This window comes from Shewanella marisflavi, from assembly GCF_023283925.1.
Taxonomy (GTDB): Bacteria; Pseudomonadota; Gammaproteobacteria; order Enterobacterales; family Shewanellaceae; genus Shewanella; species Shewanella marisflavi.
Genome location: NZ_JAKIKX010000007.1, coordinates 88,967 through 108,356 on the forward strand (window position 1 = coordinate 88,967; position 19,390 = coordinate 108,356).

The 19,390-nt window shown below is 51.4% G+C and carries 19 protein-coding genes; 14 read left to right on the forward strand and 5 right to left on the reverse strand.

Annotation, left to right across the window (positions count from 1 at the left end):
* Position 1 precedes the first annotated feature (1 nt).
* The 5 genes from tldD (at position 2) to L2712_RS14320 (ending at position 6,264) form a co-directional block, all read left to right on the forward strand.
* Positions 2–1,450, forward strand: coding sequence for a metalloprotease TldD (tldD, locus tag L2712_RS14300; protein WP_248978167.1), 1,449 nt, complete (start codon positions 2–4; stop codon positions 1,448–1,450).
* A 137-nt stretch (positions 1,451–1,587) separates the two neighbouring features.
* The gene (locus tag L2712_RS14305; RefSeq protein WP_248978168.1) at positions 1,588–2,991 is read left to right on the forward strand and encodes a TolC family protein; all 1,404 of its coding nucleotides are present in this window, start codon (positions 1,588–1,590) and stop codon (positions 2,989–2,991) included.
* Complete coding sequence (locus tag L2712_RS14310; protein ID WP_248978169.1) at positions 2,981–3,952, forward strand: HlyD family secretion protein; 972 nt, start codon at positions 2,981–2,983, stop codon at positions 3,950–3,952. The genes L2712_RS14305 and L2712_RS14310 overlap by 11 nt, the downstream gene beginning before the upstream one ends.
* A 12-nt stretch (positions 3,953–3,964) precedes the next feature.
* Entirely contained in the window at positions 3,965–5,122 is a 1,158-nt protein-coding gene (locus L2712_RS14315) for an ABC transporter permease (protein ID WP_248978170.1), read from the forward strand.
* Positions 5,119–6,264: an ABC transporter permease gene (locus L2712_RS14320; RefSeq protein WP_033539048.1), complete on the forward strand. Its 1,146-nt coding sequence runs from the start codon at positions 5,119–5,121 to the stop codon at positions 6,262–6,264. Before L2712_RS14315 ends, L2712_RS14320 begins: the two co-directional genes overlap by 4 nt.
* A gap of 28 nt (positions 6,265–6,292) precedes the next feature.
* Here the strand turns inward: L2712_RS14320 and yjgA are convergent, their stop codons facing one another.
* Entirely contained in the window at positions 6,293–6,832 is a 540-nt protein-coding gene (gene yjgA, locus L2712_RS14325) for a ribosome biogenesis factor YjgA (protein ID WP_033539126.1), read from the reverse strand.
* 150 nt (positions 6,833–6,982) lie between these two features.
* On the opposite strand from yjgA, the gene pmbA reads away from it, so the two are divergent.
* The 8 genes from pmbA to L2712_RS14365 all read left to right on the forward strand — a co-directional run bounded on the left by pmbA (position 6,983) and on the right by L2712_RS14365 (position 16,025).
* A complete protein-coding gene (gene pmbA / locus L2712_RS14330; RefSeq protein ID WP_346347566.1) occupies positions 6,983–8,323 on the forward strand; it encodes a metalloprotease PmbA in 1,341 nt (446 codons plus the stop codon).
* Between the two features lie 183 nt (positions 8,324–8,506).
* Positions 8,507–8,854, forward strand: a complete 348-nt coding sequence (locus tag L2712_RS14335; protein WP_248978171.1) for a metalloregulator ArsR/SmtB family transcription factor — start codon at positions 8,507–8,509, stop codon at positions 8,852–8,854.
* A 4-nt stretch (positions 8,855–8,858) separates the two neighbouring features.
* The gene (gene arsB / locus L2712_RS14340; RefSeq protein WP_248978172.1) at positions 8,859–9,893 is read left to right on the forward strand and encodes an ACR3 family arsenite efflux transporter; all 1,035 of its coding nucleotides are present in this window, start codon (positions 8,859–8,861) and stop codon (positions 9,891–9,893) included.
* Positions 9,894–9,934: 41 nt separating this feature from the next.
* On the forward strand, positions 9,935–10,945 hold the full coding sequence (locus L2712_RS14345; RefSeq protein WP_248978173.1) for an ArsJ-associated glyceraldehyde-3-phosphate dehydrogenase: 1,011 nt from the start codon (positions 9,935–9,937) through the stop codon (positions 10,943–10,945).
* A gap of 4 nt (positions 10,946–10,949) precedes the next feature.
* On the forward strand, positions 10,950–12,179 hold the full coding sequence (gene arsJ / locus L2712_RS14350; RefSeq protein ID WP_248978174.1) for an organoarsenical effux MFS transporter ArsJ: 1,230 nt from the start codon (positions 10,950–10,952) through the stop codon (positions 12,177–12,179).
* Positions 12,180–12,358: 179 nt separating this feature from the next.
* Positions 12,359–12,607 (forward strand): PspC domain-containing protein, encoded by a 249-nt coding sequence (locus tag L2712_RS14355; protein WP_088903695.1) that lies wholly within the window; start codon positions 12,359–12,361, stop codon positions 12,605–12,607.
* Between the two features lie 336 nt (positions 12,608–12,943).
* The gene (locus tag L2712_RS14360) at positions 12,944–14,470 is read left to right on the forward strand and encodes a M20 family peptidase (RefSeq protein ID WP_088903696.1); all 1,527 of its coding nucleotides are present in this window, start codon (positions 12,944–12,946) and stop codon (positions 14,468–14,470) included.
* A gap of 181 nt (positions 14,471–14,651) precedes the next feature.
* Positions 14,652–16,025, forward strand: a complete 1,374-nt coding sequence (locus L2712_RS14365) for an alanine/glycine:cation symporter family protein (RefSeq protein ID WP_248978175.1) — start codon at positions 14,652–14,654, stop codon at positions 16,023–16,025.
* Positions 16,026–16,278: 253 nt separating this feature from the next.
* Here L2712_RS14365 and L2712_RS14375 read toward each other — a convergent pair whose 3' ends face one another.
* The 4 genes from L2712_RS14375 to L2712_RS14390 all read right to left on the reverse strand — a co-directional run bounded on the left by L2712_RS14375 (position 16,279) and on the right by L2712_RS14390 (position 18,687).
* Positions 16,279–16,452 (reverse strand): hypothetical protein, encoded by a 174-nt coding sequence (locus L2712_RS14375; protein WP_011864234.1) that lies wholly within the window; start codon positions 16,450–16,452, stop codon positions 16,279–16,281.
* Positions 16,453–16,791: 339 nt separating this feature from the next.
* Positions 16,792–17,484, reverse strand: a complete 693-nt coding sequence (locus L2712_RS14380; RefSeq protein ID WP_033539038.1) for a TorF family putative porin — start codon at positions 17,482–17,484, stop codon at positions 16,792–16,794.
* A gap of 242 nt (positions 17,485–17,726) precedes the next feature.
* Positions 17,727–17,999 (reverse strand): HU family DNA-binding protein, encoded by a 273-nt coding sequence (locus L2712_RS14385; protein ID WP_011864236.1) that lies wholly within the window; start codon positions 17,997–17,999, stop codon positions 17,727–17,729.
* A 283-nt stretch (positions 18,000–18,282) separates the two neighbouring features.
* Complete coding sequence (locus L2712_RS14390; RefSeq protein WP_248978221.1) at positions 18,283–18,687, reverse strand: hypothetical protein; 405 nt, start codon at positions 18,685–18,687, stop codon at positions 18,283–18,285.
* A 190-nt stretch (positions 18,688–18,877) separates the two neighbouring features.
* Here L2712_RS14390 and L2712_RS14395 point away from each other — a divergent pair, with 190 nt between their 5' ends.
* Positions 18,878–19,387 carry a DUF4240 domain-containing protein gene (locus tag L2712_RS14395; protein ID WP_248978222.1) on the forward strand — a complete coding sequence of 170 codons (510 nt, stop codon included), beginning with the start codon at positions 18,878–18,880 and terminating at the stop codon, positions 19,385–19,387.
* The last annotated feature ends 3 nt before the right edge of the window (positions 19,388–19,390 follow it).

Here is a 19,390-nt window from a genome sequence, read left to right on the forward strand (position 1 = left end):
AATGCCATTTTTAACCCAAGTAGAACAGAGCCTTTTGCAAGATGGATTGTCGCTGGATCAGTTGCAAGGCTATATCAATAGCATTCATCAGCATCAGGTGGATTTTTCCGATCTCTATTTTCAGGGAAGCCGTCATGAGTCTTGGGTGTTAGAAGATGGCATAGTTAAAGAGGGCAGCTTTCATATCGAGCGTGGTGTGGGCGTGCGTGCGATCAGTGGCGAGAAGACAGGTTTTGCCTATGCCGATGAGATCACGCCAGTGGCGCTGAGCGCTGCAGTCGAAGCGGCTCGCGGCATCTCCATGGCGGGTAATAGTGGCCGTGTTCAGGCCTGGAAGCAACAAAAGGCGACGCCTTTGTATCAGAGTGCCGATCCCATTGCCGCCATGGAAGAGGTCAAGAAGATCGAGCTGCTTAAGCAGGCCGATGCCTATGTGCGCAGCTTAGATACACGCATCATCCAGGTGGTGATCAGCTTGTCAGGCGTGCATGAGGAAATTTTAGTGGCGGCGAGCGACGGTACCCTGGCAGCCGATATTCGTCCGCTCGTGCGTTTTAACTGTAGCGTAGTGCTAGAGCAAGATGGCAAGCGTGAGCGCGGCGCCAGCGGCGGCGGTGGCCGTCATGATTATCAAGTCTTTTTCGAGTCGGGCGACAATGGTTTGCCAAGCTGTTTCGCTTTTGCCCGCGAAGCGGTGCGCCAAGCTTCTGTGAACCTGACGGCTATCGATGCACCAGCAGGTGAGATGCCAGTCGTATTAGGTGCAGGCTGGCCAGGTGTCTTACTGCATGAGGCCGTGGGTCATGGCCTGGAAGGTGACTTTAACCGTAAGGGCAGCAGTGCCTTTAGCGGTCTTGTCGGACAGCAAGTCGCCTCTAGTTTGGTCACCGTTGTCGATGACGGTACCCTGGTTAATCGCCGCGGTTCGCTGAGCATAGACGACGAAGGCGTGCCAACACAAAAGACGGTATTGATCGAAAACGGCATCTTGAAAGGCTATATGCAAGACAAGCTCAACGGCCGTCTCATGGGACAGGCATCTACGGGTAATGGTCGCCGTGAGTCTTATGCGCACCTGCCGATGCCACGCATGACCAATACCTATATGGAAGCGGGCGACAGCTCGCCTGAAGAGATCATCAAGTCGGTGGACAAGGGGATCTACGCCCCTAACTTTGGTGGTGGGCAGGTGGATATCACCTCTGGCAAGTTTGTCTTCTCGGCATCAGAAGCCTATCTTATCGAGAAGGGCGAGATCACCCAGGCGATCAAGGGAGCGACCCTGATCGGTAACGGCCCTGAGGCCATGGGGCAGATCTCTATGGTCGGTAACGACTTGGCGCTCGATAAGGGCGTTGGTGTCTGTGGCAAAGATGGGCAAAGTGTGCCCGTAGGAGTGGGTCAGCCGAGCCTGAAGCTCGACAGGCTGACAGTGGGGGGAACGGCCTAGCAAGTGGCTGCGGCGTGTCTGCTGAGACGCCGCGATTGATGAGGGTTTTTGCCCTTAATTGCCAGGTCATCTTTTCAACACTCCCTTAGGGTGTTAACATTCGCCAAGGAAATAGAGTAATAACTCTAGAGGTATTAATGAAATATTTGTATACGATCTGGCTGTCCTTGGTGGTCCTGGCGGCGCAGGCCGCTCATGGCCAAGAGCTTGCCTTTGGCGAGGCGTGGCAGCAGCTATTGCAGGTGAGTGATAAGCTGCAGGCCAGTCAGCAAGAGGTTAATCGTGCCCTGGCGGAGAAAGACGCTGGGGATGATCTTAATCTGCCCTCGCTGTCGATTAATGGCAGCTATACACGCTTGGAGAAGCCACTAGAACTGGACTTAAGGGATCTCAATCCCTTAGCGACTCTCGATCCTGCAAGTTTACCCCCAGCCCTTGGCTCTGCCTTGGGGGCGATTCCCGGCTCACTGTTTATCACTCCTTTTACCGAGCAAGATATCTTCCGCTCTAGCTTGCAGGCGATGTGGCCCATCTATACCGGTGGTCGTATCAGCGCCGCCCAGGGCATACATGAGGCTCAGGTGGCCGAGAAGGAGCAGCAACATCAGCTATCGACGCGGGATCTCTTTGTCCAGCTGGTGGATAGATACTATGGTGTGGCAGTAAGCCATGCCCTGATGGCGACAAGAAGCCAGCTGGTCGATGCACTGACCGAGCATGCCGATCATGCCGTTAAGCTCGAGCAGCAGGGACAGATCGCCAAGGTGGAGCGTCTTAACGCTCAGGTGGCATTGGAAAATGCCCGGGTAGACTATGCCAGTGCCCAACGTCAGCTAGAGATGAGTCAGATTGCCCTGTCACGCATGTTGCATCAGCCCAATGTCGATACCGTCTCTAAGTTGTTTCTTCTGGAAACTCCGCCTTCTTTGGGCCAGCTGAGTCAACTGACGCTTTCTAGTCATCCGGCCCTTAAGTTGCTGGAGGCCAAAGAGCTTCAGGCCAATGGCCTTATCGATGTGGAAAAGGGCAGCTATTACCCTACCGTCTTTCTTTACGGTAACTATACCCTGTATGAAGACGACTCCCTGCTAGCCAAGATGGAGCCTGACTGGATGGTCGGCGTTGGGGTTAAGATTCCGCTTATCAGTCGCGACGGTCGCAGTGGTAAGGTCGAGGCCGCCCGTAGCGCCCTGTTGCAGGCGCGTTATACCAAGGCCCAGACTCAGCAAGATCTCAGTCTCTTGCTGGATCAGAGCTATCGTCAGCTGCAGCAGGCCAGAGAGGAGACAGAGTCGTTAAACCTCTCCTTGTCTCTCGCTAAGGAAAACAAACGCCTGCGAGATCTCGCCTTCAGTCAGGGACTGTCTACGTCGATTGAGAAGGTGGATGCCGAGCTTAAGCTAAGCGGAGTGCAGACCCAACAGTTGGCTGCTCAGTACCGCTATGTACAGGCCTACGCCAGATTGATGGCCATCAGCGGTCAGTTAGATGAATTTATCGGTCGTTCACGCACCGCCCAGGAGAGAGCAGATGCGCACTAACAGAATCTTAGCCCTTGTTGCCCTAGTCGCCTTGATTGTCATCTTGGCCTATGGACTCCATTTGGCTCACACTCCTAAGGTCACGCGTTTGCAGGGACAGATCGAGGCCAGAGAATATAATGTTTCCTCCAAGGTGCCCGGGCGGGTTGCTCAGGTCATGGTTCGCCGGGGTGACCAGGTGGCCGAAGGCGATCTACTGTTTGCTATCGACAGTCCTGAGCTCAATGCCAAGTTAATGCAGGCACAAGGGGGGCGTGATGCCGCCAAGGCGTTGCAGCAAGAGGCGGATAATGGCGCCCGTAAACAACAGGTATCGGCGGCGAAAGAGCAGTGGTTAAAGGCAAAAGCGGCGGCCACCTTGGCCGAGACCACCTATAACCGGGTAGAAGCCCTGTTCAGTGAGGGCGTGCTGGCGCGTCAAAAGCGTGATGAAGCCTTTACCCAGTGGCAGGCAGCCAAGTATACCGAGCAGGCGGCCTATGCCATGTATCAGATGGCGGAAGAGGGAGCCCGTGAAGAAACCAAGGCGGCGGCCGAGGGTAATGCCCGCATGGCCGAAGGGGCCGTTAAAGAGGTCAGTGCCATCTTGGCTGACAGTCAAATGCGCTCGCCTAAATCGGGTGAGGTTAGCGAGGTGCTTCTGCAAGCTGGCGAACTGGCGCCTAGCGGTTTTCCTGTGGTGAGTGTGATCGACATGCAGGATGCCTGGGCAGTGTTCCAGGTTCGAGAAGATCAGCTTAAAGACTTTAAGGTAGGCGATACGCTAGAGGTGGAGCTCCCTGCGCTCGGCCAACGTTTTCCCTTTAAAGTGGCGCACATTAGCGTCATGGGACACTTTGCCACCTGGCGCTCTACCGAGAGTGGCCAGGACTTTGATATGCGCACCTTCGAGATGGAGCTAAGACCAATGGAGCCCATTGCCGACTTAAGGGTGGGTATGACCAGCTTACTGGTGCCTTAAGCCTTGGCTTCCATGGTCAATCTTATAAAGCGAGAGCTCAGGCGACTATGGCAGTCGCCCTGGCAACTCGCCCTGGTCAGCTATCTGCCTCTGCTGGGCACGCTAGTGCTTTGGTGGTTGTTTAGCGCAGGATTGCCGACCGCACTGCCAGTGGCGGTTGTGGATCAGGATCAGAGTCAGCTAAGCCGTATGCTGGTACGTCAGTTAGCGGCCAATTCGGTTGTTAAACCCATTAGTTATCAAGATATAGGTCAAGCCCAAGCGGCTATGGAGAAGGCCGATGTCTATGCCGTGATGATATTGCCATTTCAGCTTAACCGTAAGCTAGTGCTTGGCCATCAACCCACGATAGATATTCGTTACAACGCCCAGTTTTTACTGGTGGGAAAATTGCTCTCCAGTCAGATACAGATGAGCCTGGCCGACGGTCTTAAACAGAAGGCAAGACTGAAAATGCTGGCCTCTGGCGTGTCCCCCGAGCAGGCCAATATCAATCTGAACATGATAAAGACTCAGAGCAGTGCACTCTACAACGCCAATAACAACTATGTCGCCTTCCTGGTACCACCTATTTTGATCGCCTTGGTGCAGATAGTGGCCATGTTGGTGTTTGCCAATGCTTTGTCTGATGAGCTAAGACACAATACCTTGCCCGAGTGGTTTGCCTTAGGTACTTACAAGGTGCTTTGGGCTAAGGTGCTGGTTTATACGCCGCTGCTGATGTTACAGATGGGGGTGATATATGCTTGGCTCTATGGTTATCTCGGCCTGCCGCTAAGCAGTGGTCTGGGTCAGTTGTTTGCCGCACAGGTGATGATGTTGCTAGTGGTATGGTTGATCGTGTTGACCATCTTTGCTGTGCTGCAGGACGGTGCAAGGGTGATCAGTCTCTGCACCGCTCTGTTTGCGCCATCATTTGCCTTTATGGGCGTCACTTTCCCCACCCATGAGATGCCTATGTTGGCTCAGTGGTGGCGGCAGATCATGCCTTCCAGTCACTATGTCGATACCCATATCGGTGTGATCGCCTATGACCAAGGCATTGACGCGTTATTGCTGCAGCTCTTTAGCTATTGGGGCTTTCTGCTGCTGATCCCCGTGATCGCCGTGTTACTGACAAAGATCCGCCGAGACCAGGCTAAAGAGCAGATGGCGGAGGTGCAGGGATGAACTTTTTCAGCCTGATGTTTGAGGAGTTCAAGGCCATAGTCTCAGACAAGGCGATTGCTATTACTTTGTTTGGTGGCGTGCTTTTTTATTCCGTGCTCTACCCTTTGCCTTATCTCAATGAGGTACCAACAAAGCAGCAAATTGTCGTGGTCGATGGTGATAATTCCAGCTTGAGTCGCTTGGTGATTCGTCACGCGCAGGCGAGTCCTAAACTTGATGTCGTCGCTCATGTGGCTAACTTGACCCAAGCGCAGGCGGCCGTCAATGCCGGGGAGGCTCATGGTTATCTGGTTATCCCTGAAGGATTCCGTCACAATCTGCTGCGCCAGCAAGGCGTTACCTTAGCTTATGGCGGCGACGCCAACTATTTTCTGGTCTACTCGGCCATTTTAGAAGGGCTGGTTTCGGTCGGCATAGAAGCGGGTAAATACATACAGTTTACCGGTTTACTTGCCATGGGAGAGACGGCCAAGCAGGTACAGCTTGAGCTGGATCCTATCCACCTTAACAGTGTGCCAGCCTTCAACCCGAGCTTGGGTTATACCTCCTATGTGGTGCCCGGCGTTCTCTTGCTTGTGCTGCACCAGACCTTGTTAATCGGTACTGGGATCCTCGGGGCAGGCCAATGGCAGCGTCAGGGCTATTGGAATCAGGTAAGCTTAGGCCAGCTTCTGTGTGCCAGGGTGGCGACCTTTTCGGTTATCTACAGTATTTTTACTGCCTTCTACATAGGCTTTTGCCATTACTGGTATCAGGTGGGAGTACAGGGCGAACTCGGGCAAGTGTGTTTGTTTCTGCTGCCCTTTATTCTGTCGACCAGTCTGGCAGGTGTCGCCTACAGCAGCCTGTTTGTTCGACGGGATCTGCCGACACAGGTGGCACTGCTTATCTCTATGCCGATCCTGTTTGCGTCGGGCTTTGTCTGGCCGGTGGAGTTGATCCCCGTGCCATTGCAGGCCGTATCACAGCTGATCCCTGGTGTGGTGACCATTAAGGGGATGTTACAGCTTAATCAGATGGGTGCAGACTGGAGTGATATCGCCCCCATGTGGTGGCAGTTGTGGGTGTTGGTCCTATTCTACCTTCTGCTGGCCTATCTGGGGATGCGCATTAGGCTTAAGGCAACAAAAAGCCCGCACTAGTGGCGGGCTGTTTCGGCGAGACACAGGCTTATTCGGCGGTCTCGGCGCGCAGATACTTGACCAGTTCTGTTGCGGATTTAGAGGCTTGTTCAGGTTGCTTAGATAGCTCCTTGTTGGCCTGTCTCACCAGTTGGCGAAGCTTCTGGCGCTCAAGGTTAGGATACTGCTCAAGCAGGGCCTGAATGGCATCATCACCGCCACTTAGCAGTTGATCTTTGTGCTTCTCGGCAACATTGAGCTTGGAGCTTTCGTTGCGATTCTGGTTGAGCACGTTTTTCAACTTGGCCTGCACTTCTTCGATATCGACGTTACGCATCAGCTTACCAACATAATGCAGTTGACGGCGATGGGCCTCGCTGTTGATGCGAATCGTCTTAGCCTTCAAGATGTTGTCATGAAGTAATTCATCCAGCTCTAGTTTCTTGAGCTGGCTCTTGCTGAGGGCAACTAGCTGCTTACCTAGTTCCTGGTAAACGGCGATCTCGCGCTTTATATCGGCTCTGCTGACGTAATCATCGTCATGATCGAAGGGCTGTTTAAAGTGTTCTGAGTCACCAACAATATTCATATTTAAAAAAATCTCTTGGGTCCAAGCCATAACTACCCTAATCATAACATTTCCGGCCAATATCGCCTACGAAACGACTCAGTTATTTAATGTGAAAGCCCAGCGGGTTTGCTATGCTACGGCCACGATTGACAACAAAAGAGTAGATTTGTGCCTTCTCCTAGCATCGAAACCGAATTGAATTCATTGAAAGACGCTGTGTCTATGGCATTGGAATATGCTGCCAAATTAGGCACCTCGGGGGCCGAAGTGGCCATCAGCAAGCAGCAGGGGCTCTCAGTCTCGACACGCTTGAAAGAGGTTGAGACCGTTGAGTTTAATAAAGATGGTGCGTTGGGGATCACCTTGTTTAGAGATGGGTGCAAGGGTAGCTCTTCCACCTCAGATCTTAGCCCTGAGGCCATTCGCCGTGCCGTAAAGGCCGCGGATGATATCGCGCGCTTCACTTCGGAAGACCCCTTCAACGGCCTGGCCGATGCCGAGCTGATGGCTAAGCAGATCGAAGATCTTGAGCTCTACTATCCCCACGAGACTACGCCGGCCGAGTTAGAAGCCTTGGCGGCGAGCGCCGAAGCTGCTGCGTTAGATAGCGATGCGCGTATTAAAAACTCTGATGGTGCCAGTGCCAACGCCCATACAGGTGCCAAGGTGTATGGCAATAGCCATGGTTTCTTAAACGGTTATGTCAGTTCGCGCTACAGCCTGAGCTGTGTAGTGATCGGCGAGCAAGATGGCCATATGCAGCGTGACTATGACTATACGGTAGCTCGCAATTTCAGCGACCTTTGGACGCCAGAGGCGGTGGGCCTGAAGGCTGCCCAGAAGACCCTGAGTCGCCTGGGGGCGCGTAAGATAGCGACCACCAAGTTACCTATTCTGTTTGCGCCTGACGTAGCGACCGGCCTGATGGGACATCTGGTGGGGGCCATCAGTGGTAGCAGCCTGTATCGCAAGTCGAGCTTCCTACTCGATGCCATAGATACCCAGATCTTCCCCGAGTGGTTCTCGATTGCTGAGCAGCCACACCTCAAGGGCGCACTGGCCAGTGCCTGTTATGATAGCGAAGGGGTGGCCACCATAGATCGCAACATCATCGACAGCGGAATCCTCTCCACTTATTTGCTGACCAGCTATTCGGCGCGTAAGTTAGGCCTGACTAACACAGGCCATGCTGGTGGTATCTATAACTGGACGCTATCCCATACCGGACAGACCTTCGATGAGCTGGTGAAGCAGATGGATACAGGCCTTATCGTCACAGAGGTGATGGGGCAAGGCGTGAATGGCGTGACCGGTGATTACTCACGCGGCGCAGCGGGTTTCTATGTGGAGAAGGGCGAGATCCTCTATCCGGTCGAAGAGGTCACCATTGCCGGAAACCTTAAAGAGATGTACCGCAGCATGGTGGCCGTGGGCAAAGAGCGAGATCTGCGTTCCTCTATCCGTACCGGTGCCATTTTGCTCGATGAGATGAAGATTGCCGGTAATTGATCCTCAGGGCTTTGCCTAACTCAGGGTTACCTGACTTAGTGATGCATAATTGAAAGAAAAGCGAACCTTAACCGGTTCGCTTTTTTTATGTTTGCAGCACACAAGAGAACTTGTATATATGAAAATTCATATATATGCTTATCCATATGTTCAAGCGCCCATATTTTTGAGAGTAACAAGCCAATGGCCGTCGCAATCTTTAAAGCCCTTTCCGATGAAACACGTCTGCTTAGCCTGCTGCTGATTAAGGCTGAGGGTGAGCTGTGTGTGTGCGAGTTAATGGCGGCGCTGGACGAGAGTCAGCCAAAGGTTTCGCGCCACTTAGCACAGCTGCGTAAGGCTGAGCTGCTGAGTGATCGCCGTCAGGGACAATGGGTGTTCTACCGGATCAATCCCGAACTGCCTGTCTGGGCGGCGGAGGTGATCGAAAGGACGCTGGCGGGCAATGCCGAGCTACTGGATCAGGCCAAGGCGCGTCTGGGTGAGATGGGGCAGCGCCCCGAGCGGGTACAAGTTTGTTGTAAAGGATAGAGCCATGGGATTATTTGAACGTTTTCTGAGTGTCTGGGTGGGACTGGCCATAGTTGCTGGCGTTGCCTTGGGTTATCTGCTGCCGGAGCAGTTTGCTCTGATCGCTTCCTTTGAGTATGCCAGTGTCAATCTACTAATAGCAGTGCTTATCTGGGTGATGATCTACCCCATGATGGTGCAGATCGATTTCTCGGCAGTAAAAGATGTGGGCAAGCGTCCTAAGGGCTTGTTGCTGACTCTGGTGGTGAACTGGCTGATTAAGCCCTTTACCATGGCGCTGCTAGGCTGGCTCTTCTTCCGTGTGCTGTTTGCCTCCTGGGTGGATGCGCAAACCGCCAGCGAGTATATCGCCGGTATGATCTTACTGGGCGTTGCGCCCTGCACCGCCATGGTGTTTGTCTGGAGTCAGCTCACTAAGGGCAACCCTAACTACACTCTGGTGCAAGTATCGGTGAACGACATCATCATGGTGTTTGCCTTCGCCCCTATCTGTGCCTTCCTTTTGGGGGTGAGTGATATTCAGGTGCCCTGGCAGACCCTGTTGATTTCTGTGGTGCTCTATGTGGTGTTGCCGCTGGTGGCGGGTATCGCGACGCGCAGGGCATTAAATAGAAAGGGCCATCTTCTGAGTGTTGAGGCCTTTGTCGCCCGCCTCAAGCCCTGGTCTATCTTGGGCCTGCTGGCCACAGTTGTGCTGCTGTTTGGCCTGCAGGCCAATACTATATTGGAACAGCCGCAAAATATCTTGCTGATCGCCATTCCTTTGCTGATCCAGACTTATGGCATCTTCTTTATCGCCTATCTGGCGGCCAAACGATTGAAGCTAGAGCAGGATGTGGCGGCGCCCGCCTGTATGATAGCCACCTCTAATTTCTTCGAGCTGGCGGTTGCCGTGGCTATCTCGCTGTTTGGTCTGCATTCAGGAGCGGCGCTGGCGACTGTGGTAGGCGTATTAGTGGAGGTGCCAGTAATGCTTTCCCTGGTGGCTTTTGTTAATCGGGATAAATCCAATTATTTACGCGGTCTGGGCAAGGTCTAAGCCGCAACAGAAACAGCGAATCTAAAGCATAGGACGATAAAATGACAATCAAAGTGGGAATTAACGGCTTTGGCCGTATGGGACGCCTGGCGCTGCGCGCCGCCTGGGAGTGGGACGATATCGAGTTTGTGCAGATCAACGACCCGGCGGGTGATGCCGCCACGCTGGCGCATCTGTTGACCTTCGATTCTATACATGGTCGCTGGGCCCATGAGGCAGTCGCCGAAGGCGAGCAGATTGTGATAGGTGATAAGCGTATCGACACCAGTGCCAACCACGCCATCGGCGATACCGACTGGTCTGGCTGCGATCTGGTGATCGAGGCCTCAGGGGTGATGAAATCTAAGGCGCTGCTGCAAGCCTATCTGGACCAAGGGGTAAAGCGTGTGGTGGTGACCGCGCCGGTGAAAGAGGAAGGCGTGCTCAACATCGTCATGGGGGTTAACCATCATCTGTATGACAAGGATAAATACCCCATAGTCACGGCGGCCTCTTGCACCACCAACTGCCTGGCGCCAGTGGTGAAAGTGCTGCATGAAAAGATAGGCATCAAGCATGGCTCCATGACCACTATTCATGACATCACCAATACCCAGACTATCCTAGATGCGCCCCATAAGGATCTGCGCCGCGCCCGCGCCTGCGGTCAGTCGTTGATCCCGACCACCACGGGCTCGGCCACCGCCATCACCCACATCTTCCCTGAGCTAAAGGGTAAGCTGAACGGTCATGCGGTGCGTGTGCCTCTGGCCAACGCTTCTATCACAGACTGTGTGTTCGAGATGCAACGCCCCGTCACCGAACAGGAGGTTAACGCCCTGTTTAAGGCGGCAGCAGCCGGTGAGCTGCAGGACATTCTCGGCTACGAGGAGCGCCCGCTGGTTTCGGTGGATTACAAGACAGATCCCCGCTCCAGCATAGTCGATGCCCTGTCCACCATGGTGCTCAACGGCACTCAGCTTAAGCTTTACGTTTGGTACGACAACGAGTGGGGCTATGCTAACCGCACCGCCGAATTGGCGCGTATGGTCGGCCGTATGGATAAGGCCTAACATTATGCTTGCCAGCCTGCGCGCCCTGCCAAGCGAGATGCGCCAGTATCTCTTGGTGACGGGCAACTATTGGGCCTTCACTCTTACCGACGGCGCGCTGCGCATGCTGGTAGTGCTCCATTTTCACCAGCTTGGTTATTCGCCTTTGTCGATTGCCATGCTGTTTCTCTTCTATGAGATCTTCGGTGTGGTTACCAACCTGGTGGGCGGCTATTTGGGGGCTCGCCTTGGACTCAATCGCACTATGAATATCGGCCTAGGGCTGCAGGTGGTGGCGTTGGCCATGTTGTTGGTGCCAAATAGTTGGCTTGTCGTGCCTTGGGTGATGGCGGCCCAGGCGTTGTCGGGCATTGCCAAAGATCTCAATAAGATGAGTGCCAAGAGCAGTGTGAAGATGCTGGTGGCCAAGGGGGAAGAGGGCAGGCTGTACAAGTATATCGCCGTGTTGACCGGCTCTAAAAATGCCCTTAAAGGGGCGGGCTTCTTCCTCGGTGGCGCCTTGCTCGCCCTGATGGGCTTTAAGGGTGCGATAGGTTTGATGGCAGCCCTGCTCAGTGTCGTCTGGCTAGTTAGTGTTATCAAGCTCAAACAAGATCTGGGCAAGGCCAAGAACAAGCCTAAATTTACCGAGATTTTTTCAAAGAGCCGTTCAATCAATATATTGTCAGCGGCGCGTATGTGCCTGTTTGCCGCCCGTGATGTCTGGTTTGTGGTGGCGCTGCCCGTCTATCTTGCCAGTCAGTTCGGCTGGGATCACTATCAGGTGGGCGGCTTCCTGGCCCTGTGGATTATCGGTTATGGTGCGGTGCAAAGCCTCGCCCCTAAGATCACCGGAAGAGCCAGCGGTGTAGTGCCGGACGGTCGCAGTGCCATGTGGTGGGCCAGTGTTCTTACCCTAATTCCAGCGCTGATCGCTTATTTGATGAGTGGTGAGTTCGCGGCAGCATCCCCTGACGCTAATCAAGGCATACTCTTAGTGGGGTTGATGTTGTTTGGCGCCCTGTTTGCCATCAACTCTTCTCTGCATAGCTACCTTATTGTGAGCTATGCCAGTGACGATGGCGTCTCCTTGGATGTGGGCTTCTATTACATGGCCAATGCTATGGGGCGTCTGCTGGGGACGATACTGTCGGGCTGGGTGTATCAGGCCTATGGACTGGGGGCTTGCCTGTGGATCTCAACTGTGTTGCTGGGGCTGACCGCGTTGATTAGCGTGGGGTTGCCGAGGCGCTAGCCTTGGAATGTAAAGCTTTGGCTGTATTGAATATTCTAGTGACTGTGGAAATAGTTTAAGAGCTCATATACCAAGACTTAGACTCTTGGTGTAACAAAATCAAGAGAATTTGGTTATAGTGACTCTAGGTTCGACACTAATTGTTTGTCAATAGCAATCTGAATTAAAAAGGGATTTTTATGAAAGACTTAGAAAAGATCAAGATTTTAACCCGGGGTGAGAAGGGCGTTGTCGCCGGCGTGTGCGCTGGGTTGGCTGACTATTTCGGTTGGCGAGTCAACGGACTGCGTGTCACTTTTGTCTTAATGAGTCTATTCTTTTTCCTTCCTGTCTTAGCTTATTTGGTGTGTTGGTTGATATTGCCGCAATACCCCACGACTCAGGCGATGCGACGCCAGTTGCAACGTAAGGCTGCTCTCCCGCGCTGATTTCAATTTTTTGGAGTTCGATGGGACTAGCGGATTAAAAATGTTATATGCCTTTAATTAATTGATAAAAAATAAATTTGTAATTTTAGCGACTATTTTTATTGAAATCTTTTTAACTCTAATGTTTTAGCTTAATGTGTGAAAAATTTATTATTTAAAAAGATTGCTTATTAAGTCTATGGGTCCTAGATTTGAGAGGGCTGAAGTAACTCTGTCTCTTGGATGATTTTATATAAAGCAGCTAGTTATGGTGTGGCGCTGAATTGGTAGGGGGACCTCCCTATATAAAAAGGTAAATAGAATAAATTTGTTGTTTGTTCATTAAGGAAAGTGATTATGACAAAATATTTGAAGTATATGGCGACTGTTGTTCAGGTGGCTGTAGTAAGTACCAGTATGTCGGTTGCGGCGGCTGAAAAAGCCGATTTTTCATCGATGCAGATGAAAGGGGTGGAGCAGATATCGGTGAAGGTTGAGCTTGAGCCAGCGATCGAGCGATTATCGAAAGCGGTACAGTTTCGAACTATCTCGAATCAAGACAGAAATGATTTCGATGAGAAAGCCTTTAGTGATTATCACACGTTCTTAGAAACCTCCTATCCCAATGTCCATAAGACCCTCAAGCGCGAGGTATTAGGTTCACCTCGTCCTTTCAGTCTCTTATATACCTGGAAAGGTAAAGACCCCTCTTTGCCGCCAGCACTTTTTTACGCTCACCAAGATGTGGTTCCCGTTCCGAACGAGTCTCGAGATCAGTGGGAGGTTGACCCCTTTGCCGGTACCGTAAAAGATGGCTATATCTGGGGCCGTGGCGTGTTAGATGATAAAAATCAGATCCACGGCATTTTAGAAGCGGCCGAGATGAAAATTAAAGAGGGTTGGCAGCCATCACGCACCCTTTATTTTGTTTTTGGTCAAGATGAAGAGGTGGGCGGGCCTGAAGGTGCCAAGCATATTGCCGATGTGTTAGAGCAGCGCGGTATTAAAAAGTTTGCCTTCATCATTGATGAGTCGGCGCCTTTAACGCCGGGTATTTTTCCTGGCATTCCAGACAATACGGCGTTGATTGGGATTGCCCAAAAAGGTTTTATCAGTCTTGAGCTGGCGATGAATGGTATTGGGGGGCACTCATCTCAGCCGCCTGAAGAGTCCAATATCGGTATTTTGGCTAAAGCAATCACCAAGCTGGAGGCCGCTCAGTTCCCTTATCGTATTCATGAGGCTGTACGACATCAGTATCGCTACATGGGCCCAGAGTTGAGTGAAGAGAAGAAGCCAATGTATGCGGCAGTGGCTTTTGGTAAGGATGACGAGATCACCCCATTGGAGCAGAAGTTCATTGATGAGATGACGAGCCAGCAGGTCACTCGAGCAATGATGCATACCACCATTGCGGTGACCATGTTTAATGCTGGCATTAAAGATAATGTCTTACCGCCTTCCGCTACGGCAGTGGTAAATTTCAGACCCATGCCGGGTGATACCCCTGAGGTGATTATTGCCCACGTGAAAAAAGCCATAGGTGATGAACGCATTACGGTCAGAGATATTTCGGCTTCAACTCCTGCAACCAGTGTGGCCGACCCGACCAGTAAGAGTTATCAGCAGCTTGAAAAGACCATACGTCAGATCTATGGAAATGATCTTATTGTGTCACCTTTCTTCGTGATAGGGGGATCCGACTCTAAGCATTTTCAAGCGCGTAAGTTTGCGCCCGATGTCTATACCATTACTGGCTTACAACTGGATTCGTTGAAAGAGTTTGCCGGTTTCCATGGTGTGAATGAGCGCATCAAGGTCAAGGAGTTCGGCCGCACAATCGGATTCTTCTATAAGCTAATGGATAATTTAGAGGATCTATAGAGCTCTCCCCAATGTGCCTGGCCTAGCCAGGCACATTGCTATCTCAGTCTTACCTATCTATCTGTTTCAATTCGTTAACAATCGCTGCTTTCATTTTGAACGCTTTTCGTTGTACTCTGGAATGTAATCAACAAAGCGTGGCGAAGATCACCAAAATAACGATAAAAATGACGAGGTTTGAATGGAAGGTATTACTGAATTTGTCAGTATGATCAACGGATTTGTATGGGGTACTCCCATGCTCGTGATGATCTTAGGTGTGGGTCTCTTTCTCTCTTTTGGCTTGCGGTTAATGCCGATTCTTAAACTGGGGACAGGCTTTAAGCTGCTCTGGTCGGGACGCATTCCCGATAAAGATAAACAGATGAAAGGGGAGATCAGCCCTTTCAATGCCTTGATGACCTCGCTATCGGCCACCATAGGTACGGGTAATATTGCCGGGGTGGCGACTGCCATCTTTATCGGCGGCCCAGGAGCTCTGTTCTGGATGTGGTGTACCGCTTTGGTGGGGATGGCGACCAAATTTGCTGAGGCCGTGCTGGCGGTGAAATACCGTGAAGTTGACGATAACGGTAACCATATCGGCGGCCCCATGTATTACATCAAGAATGGTCTGGGTAGTAAGTGGGCCTGGTTGGGAACCGCCTTTGCTCTGTTTGGTTCATTCGCGGGTTTCGGTATCGGCAATACGGTACAGGCCAACTCGGTCGCCGATGCCCTAAGAAGTAATTTTGATGTGCCAACCTGGGTCACAGGTGTGGTACTTATGGTGCTGGTGGGCGCCGTGCTGATGGGGGGGATCAAGCGAATTGCCGATGTGGCAGGTAAGCTGGTACCGCTAATGACGGTATTCTATATTGCCGCTGGTCTGTCTGTGATAGTGGTTAATGCCGCAGGAATTCCCGATGCGATAGCGCTTATCGTTCATAGCGCCTTTAATCCGGTGGCGGCTCAGGGCGGCTTTGCCGGTGCTGCTGTTTGGGCGGCGGTGCGTTTTGGTGTGGCTCGCGGCGTATTCTCTAACGAGGCGGGTCTGGGTAGTGCGCCCATTGCCCATGCGGCGGCGCAGACCAATAACCCGGTCGCTCAGGGCTTAGTGGCCATGCTAGGGACCTTCATCGATACCCTGGTGGTGTGTACCATTACGGGCTTGGCGATTGTTGTCTCCGGTGCCTGGACTTCTGGTGAGAATGGCGCCGCGCTGACTTCCTATGCTTTCTCGCATGCTTTACCTATGGGTAATTATATTGTGGCTATCGCCCTCTCTATTTTTGCCTTTACCACTATCTTGGGCTGGAGCGTCTATAGCGAGAAGTGTGTGCAGTATCTGTTTGGTGTGCGTGCGGTGAAGCCGTTTAGAGCCATCTGGGTCTTAGTTGTCCCGTTAGGGGCTGTCAGTTCACTCGACTTCATATGGCTGCTTGCCGATACCCTGAATGCCATGATGGCAATCCCTAACTTGATCGCCTTGGCACTGCTTAGCCCTGTAGTCTTCGGGTTAACCCGTGAGTACTTCATCAAGAAGCGCCAGCAGGAGGCCGAGGCTAAGAGTTAAGCGCTAAGAGTTCGCAACACAAAAAAAGCGCCCTTGGGCGCTTTTTTTGTGTTGCGAACTCTGTCGCTAGTGAAAATGCTAGTCGAGGCGCTTGGTGAAGCGCAGTGAGGCGACTAGGATGCCGAGCAGGGTGAAACCGATCAACCAGAGGGCATCAAATGGCATGTCGCTCAGGGCACTACCGCGCAGCAAATAGATTCCGCTGCATGGAGCCTGGCCCCATGCAGCCTTTGATGAGCAGTTGCGGGGGAGTTCAGTAGAAGTCGCCTCCCATGGCTCGTTTTAGCGCCGCCTCTTCGAGTAGCTCCTCCAAGCGGCGTTTAACTTCGCGTCTGTGTTGTAATTCGCAGGCGGCTTTAGGGTTCTTAGGTGCTGTGATCGCTTCGATTTCAGCATCGTTCGGAATAACATCGAGTAACTGAGCCATAGTGAAATCCTCGTCAAATAAAGTGCTTGAGCATTCATTTGGTGCTACTTAGCACTGATTCGATTTAACATAAAGTCAACTGAGTCAAAGTGTTAGCCTTTTGGTCTCCCAAGGTGTCATCTGAGTTCAGAGCACATTAGCGAGCGCTAATGAGAAAAGTAGCAGGGGATTTTGGTTTTTTGTTTGATCGAGTTAACACAATTGCATTTGTCGGTGTTTACGATAAAAACTGTGCAGTTTAACCGAGAGGGCTAGGTTAATAATCTGTTTTTAATAGATTTATTTTTTTGGGGATGGTGAGTTGCCAGCTAAATTAGTGGCAACTCATCTAAATTTGGATCACAAATCGAAACTATAGCTGTAGCTCACCAGTACTTTTGGGTCGTCATCATCAAGGTCGGTATCGCTGACCATGAATGAGAAAGTGCCAAATTCGCTTTCTTTATCCAGTGACACTGAATAGTCCGCGTAGTTGTCTGTGTCGAACCAAGCATTGACGACATCACCGCTTGAGTAACCATAGTGAACATTTAGCGACAGGCTCTCTGATATCGGGAAGCTGATCCCAGCATTGATATATTGGAGATCTTTTTCGTCATAGGGATCTGAGGCGACATCGCTATCGGCATTGACGACATGGGAATAGGAAAGACTCAACCATTTCCAGCTTATGCCCACGGAAATTTCGCCAAAGTCTATGCTCGAATCGCTGTCGGGATAGGCGTAGTAGAGGTAGCCGATATCATAACCAAAGTCCTCGCCAACGCTGCCGGCATAGCCACCGTAGAAATCGATCTCATAGGTGGTGTCGTCGCCAAAATCGACATTAGAGGCCCAGGTGCCCAGGTAAAGGCCGCTGTCATGCTCATAGTCGATACCGCCTTGTATCGCGGCGGCGTCACCGGTTTGTGTGGCACCTCGCCATAAGTAGTTAGAGGTGGCGCCTATGTTGCCTGTTACGCTAGCGCTGGCTGGTAAGGCAACCATTAAGGTTCCCGCAAGGATGCTAAGGGTTCGCAATGCTTGTTTCATACTCATTCCTTTTATTGGTCTATGGGAGCGGCTCTGCCTGTTGTTATGAGTATTGTCAGGCCGCGTACAAGTTAAAGCGAAGAGTGTGCCAAGTATTTATTTGTTATTTTTCATAAGGTTATTTTGTTTGCATCATATTTAAGCAATAAAGTGGTGAAAAATGATGCATAAAATGCACTAGAAAAGTGCATAAAAAAACCTCCAAGTGGAGGCTTTTTCTTTGCGAGTAAAAAAGTAGCGATTTAGTTTACGCTGTCTTTTAACGTCTTACCGGCTTTAAACTTAGGTACTACGGCCGCTGGGATCTGAATTTCTTTGCCCGTTTGTGGGTTGCGGCCTGTACGTGCTGCGCGGCTAGTGGTCTCGAACGAACCAAAACCTACAATAGAGATTTTTTCGCCGTTCTTCATCGCTTCCGCTACCGTTTCTTCGAAAGATTTTAAGGCGCGAGCAGCTTCAGCTTTAGTGAGTTCAGCGCTTTCCGCTATTTTTGCAACAAGTTCAGTTTTATTCATTTGGATAGTCTCTTCTTTCCGTAGATTTAGTAATACCAATTACATTAGATACTTGCAATTGCTGGACTTAACATGCCACAAGCATCCCTATAATGAAAGCGGTTTTATGCACTTATACGAGGCTTTAGTCAAAATCAGTAAAAAATTAATTGCCATCTAGGGTAAGAAGGCAATCTGGGCGTAGCGGCTTTGTCAGTCAGACGACTTAGATGATTTAACTACCTAAATAAAGTGGGCCATTGAGTAAGGCCCACTAGGTGGGATTTAGAGGTTGGACTGAAATTTATGCCTTTTCACCGATATCTACAGGAGCGGCTAGGTAGTGCTTTAACCCCTTAGAGAAGGCCATATACCACTGAAAACTCAGCAGGATGAGCACGACCATGGCGATAGCCCAGATGGGAAGTTCCTGGCCGCGAACGACGACCTTAACGTCTTCTGGCGTGATCTGATAGGCGATGATGGCCGTGGCGCCCAGTGCCGTAACCCCAAGCGTCTGAATGCCGATATAGATTTTCAATACCAGGCTGGCCCAAGCGGTTCTGGCTATCAGACCTATCAACACGGGAATTACTCCTAGCGTAAAGAGATCAAAGGTCTGGCTTTCCAGTGCGCGCCAACCGGCGAGAATGGCGATGACAATATAGAGGGCGATCAGTAGCAATATGCTGGATGTCGGTCGATTCATCTTAATTAGTGTGCGGTTAATCATTTGCACCGCAGTGTAGAAAAATGGCGCAGCTTAGTCCAATGCTTTACCCAATTTAACCGCTAATGCTGCCTAGGCGCCTTGCTTAAGGTAATATGTCGCCCAAGTTGATAGGGTAACGGCAGTGAGCGGTTATCCACTGAGCGCCACGCCTTATGATGAGAAGAGCATGAAAGAAATTGAATTTTGGCAGTTAGTCACCCGCAGTCAGCCGCAGCAAGATCAAGAGAGCCTGGCCGCAGACCTGAAAGGGAAGCTTATGCTGCTGAGTGACGAAAAGCTTGCGGCTTTTGACAAGATCTTTTCCCAACAGATGCGTCGAGCCTATTTGTGGTCGCTCTGGGGGGCGGCGTATATCGTGACAGGTTGTGACAGCGAGTATGGCTTTGCCGAATTTCGCTGTTTCCTGATCTCTCTGGGTCAGGAGTGGTTTGAGAAAGTGTTGGTCGACCCTGATCAGTTGGCTCAGCTACCAGCTTGGCCGGAGAAAGATGGCTATGCCTATCCTTTTGTGGACGAGTATGACCTGATCGCTGGTCAGATCTATGAGGATCGCACAGGACAGGAGCTACCCTTTGTGCCCTCGGGTCAGGCAACGCCTCAGGGTAAGAAATTCTCACATAAGAAAAAACAGCTGAAGGCGACTTACCCTCAGCTGTTTCAGTTGTTTCCTTTTTAGTGA

Bases quoted from the DNA above. Each gene is read 5' to 3' on its own strand.
- L2712_RS14320 (WP_033539048.1), top strand. From the start codon at position 5,119: ATGAACTTTTTCAGCCTGATGTTTGAGGAGTTCAAGGCCATAGTCTCA.
- arsJ (WP_248978174.1), top strand. From the start codon at position 10,950: ATGCTTGCCAGCCTGCGCGCCCTGCCAAGCGAGATGCGCCAGTATCTC.
- L2712_RS14335 (WP_248978171.1), top strand. From the start codon at position 8,507: ATGGCCGTCGCAATCTTTAAAGCCCTTTCCGATGAAACACGTCTGCTT.
- L2712_RS14380 (WP_033539038.1), bottom strand. From the start codon at position 17,484: ATGAAACAAGCATTGCGAACCCTTAGCATCCTTGCGGGAACCTTAATG.
- L2712_RS14355 (WP_088903695.1), top strand. From the start codon at position 12,359: ATGAAAGACTTAGAAAAGATCAAGATTTTAACCCGGGGTGAGAAGGGC.
- L2712_RS14395 (WP_248978222.1), top strand. From the start codon at position 18,878: ATGAAAGAAATTGAATTTTGGCAGTTAGTCACCCGCAGTCAGCCGCAG.
- L2712_RS14360 (WP_088903696.1), top strand. From the start codon at position 12,944: ATGACAAAATATTTGAAGTATATGGCGACTGTTGTTCAGGTGGCTGTA.
- L2712_RS14315 (WP_248978170.1), top strand. From the start codon at position 3,965: ATGGTCAATCTTATAAAGCGAGAGCTCAGGCGACTATGGCAGTCGCCC.
- L2712_RS14365 (WP_248978175.1), top strand. From the start codon at position 14,652: ATGGAAGGTATTACTGAATTTGTCAGTATGATCAACGGATTTGTATGG.
- L2712_RS14375 (WP_011864234.1), bottom strand. From the start codon at position 16,452: ATGGCTCAGTTACTCGATGTTATTCCGAACGATGCTGAAATCGAAGCG.
- yjgA (WP_033539126.1), bottom strand. From the start codon at position 6,832: ATGAATATTGTTGGTGACTCAGAACACTTTAAACAGCCCTTCGATCAT.
- arsB (WP_248978172.1), top strand. From the start codon at position 8,859: ATGGGATTATTTGAACGTTTTCTGAGTGTCTGGGTGGGACTGGCCATA.
- L2712_RS14385 (WP_011864236.1), bottom strand. From the start codon at position 17,999: ATGAATAAAACTGAACTTGTTGCAAAAATAGCGGAAAGCGCTGAACTC.
- L2712_RS14310 (WP_248978169.1), top strand. From the start codon at position 2,981: ATGCGCACTAACAGAATCTTAGCCCTTGTTGCCCTAGTCGCCTTGATT.
- tldD (WP_248978167.1), top strand. From the start codon at position 2: ATGCCATTTTTAACCCAAGTAGAACAGAGCCTTTTGCAAGATGGATTG.
- L2712_RS14390 (WP_248978221.1), bottom strand. From the start codon at position 18,687: ATGAATCGACCGACATCCAGCATATTGCTACTGATCGCCCTCTATATT.
- L2712_RS14305 (WP_248978168.1), top strand. From the start codon at position 1,588: ATGAAATATTTGTATACGATCTGGCTGTCCTTGGTGGTCCTGGCGGCG.
- L2712_RS14345 (WP_248978173.1), top strand. From the start codon at position 9,935: ATGACAATCAAAGTGGGAATTAACGGCTTTGGCCGTATGGGACGCCTG.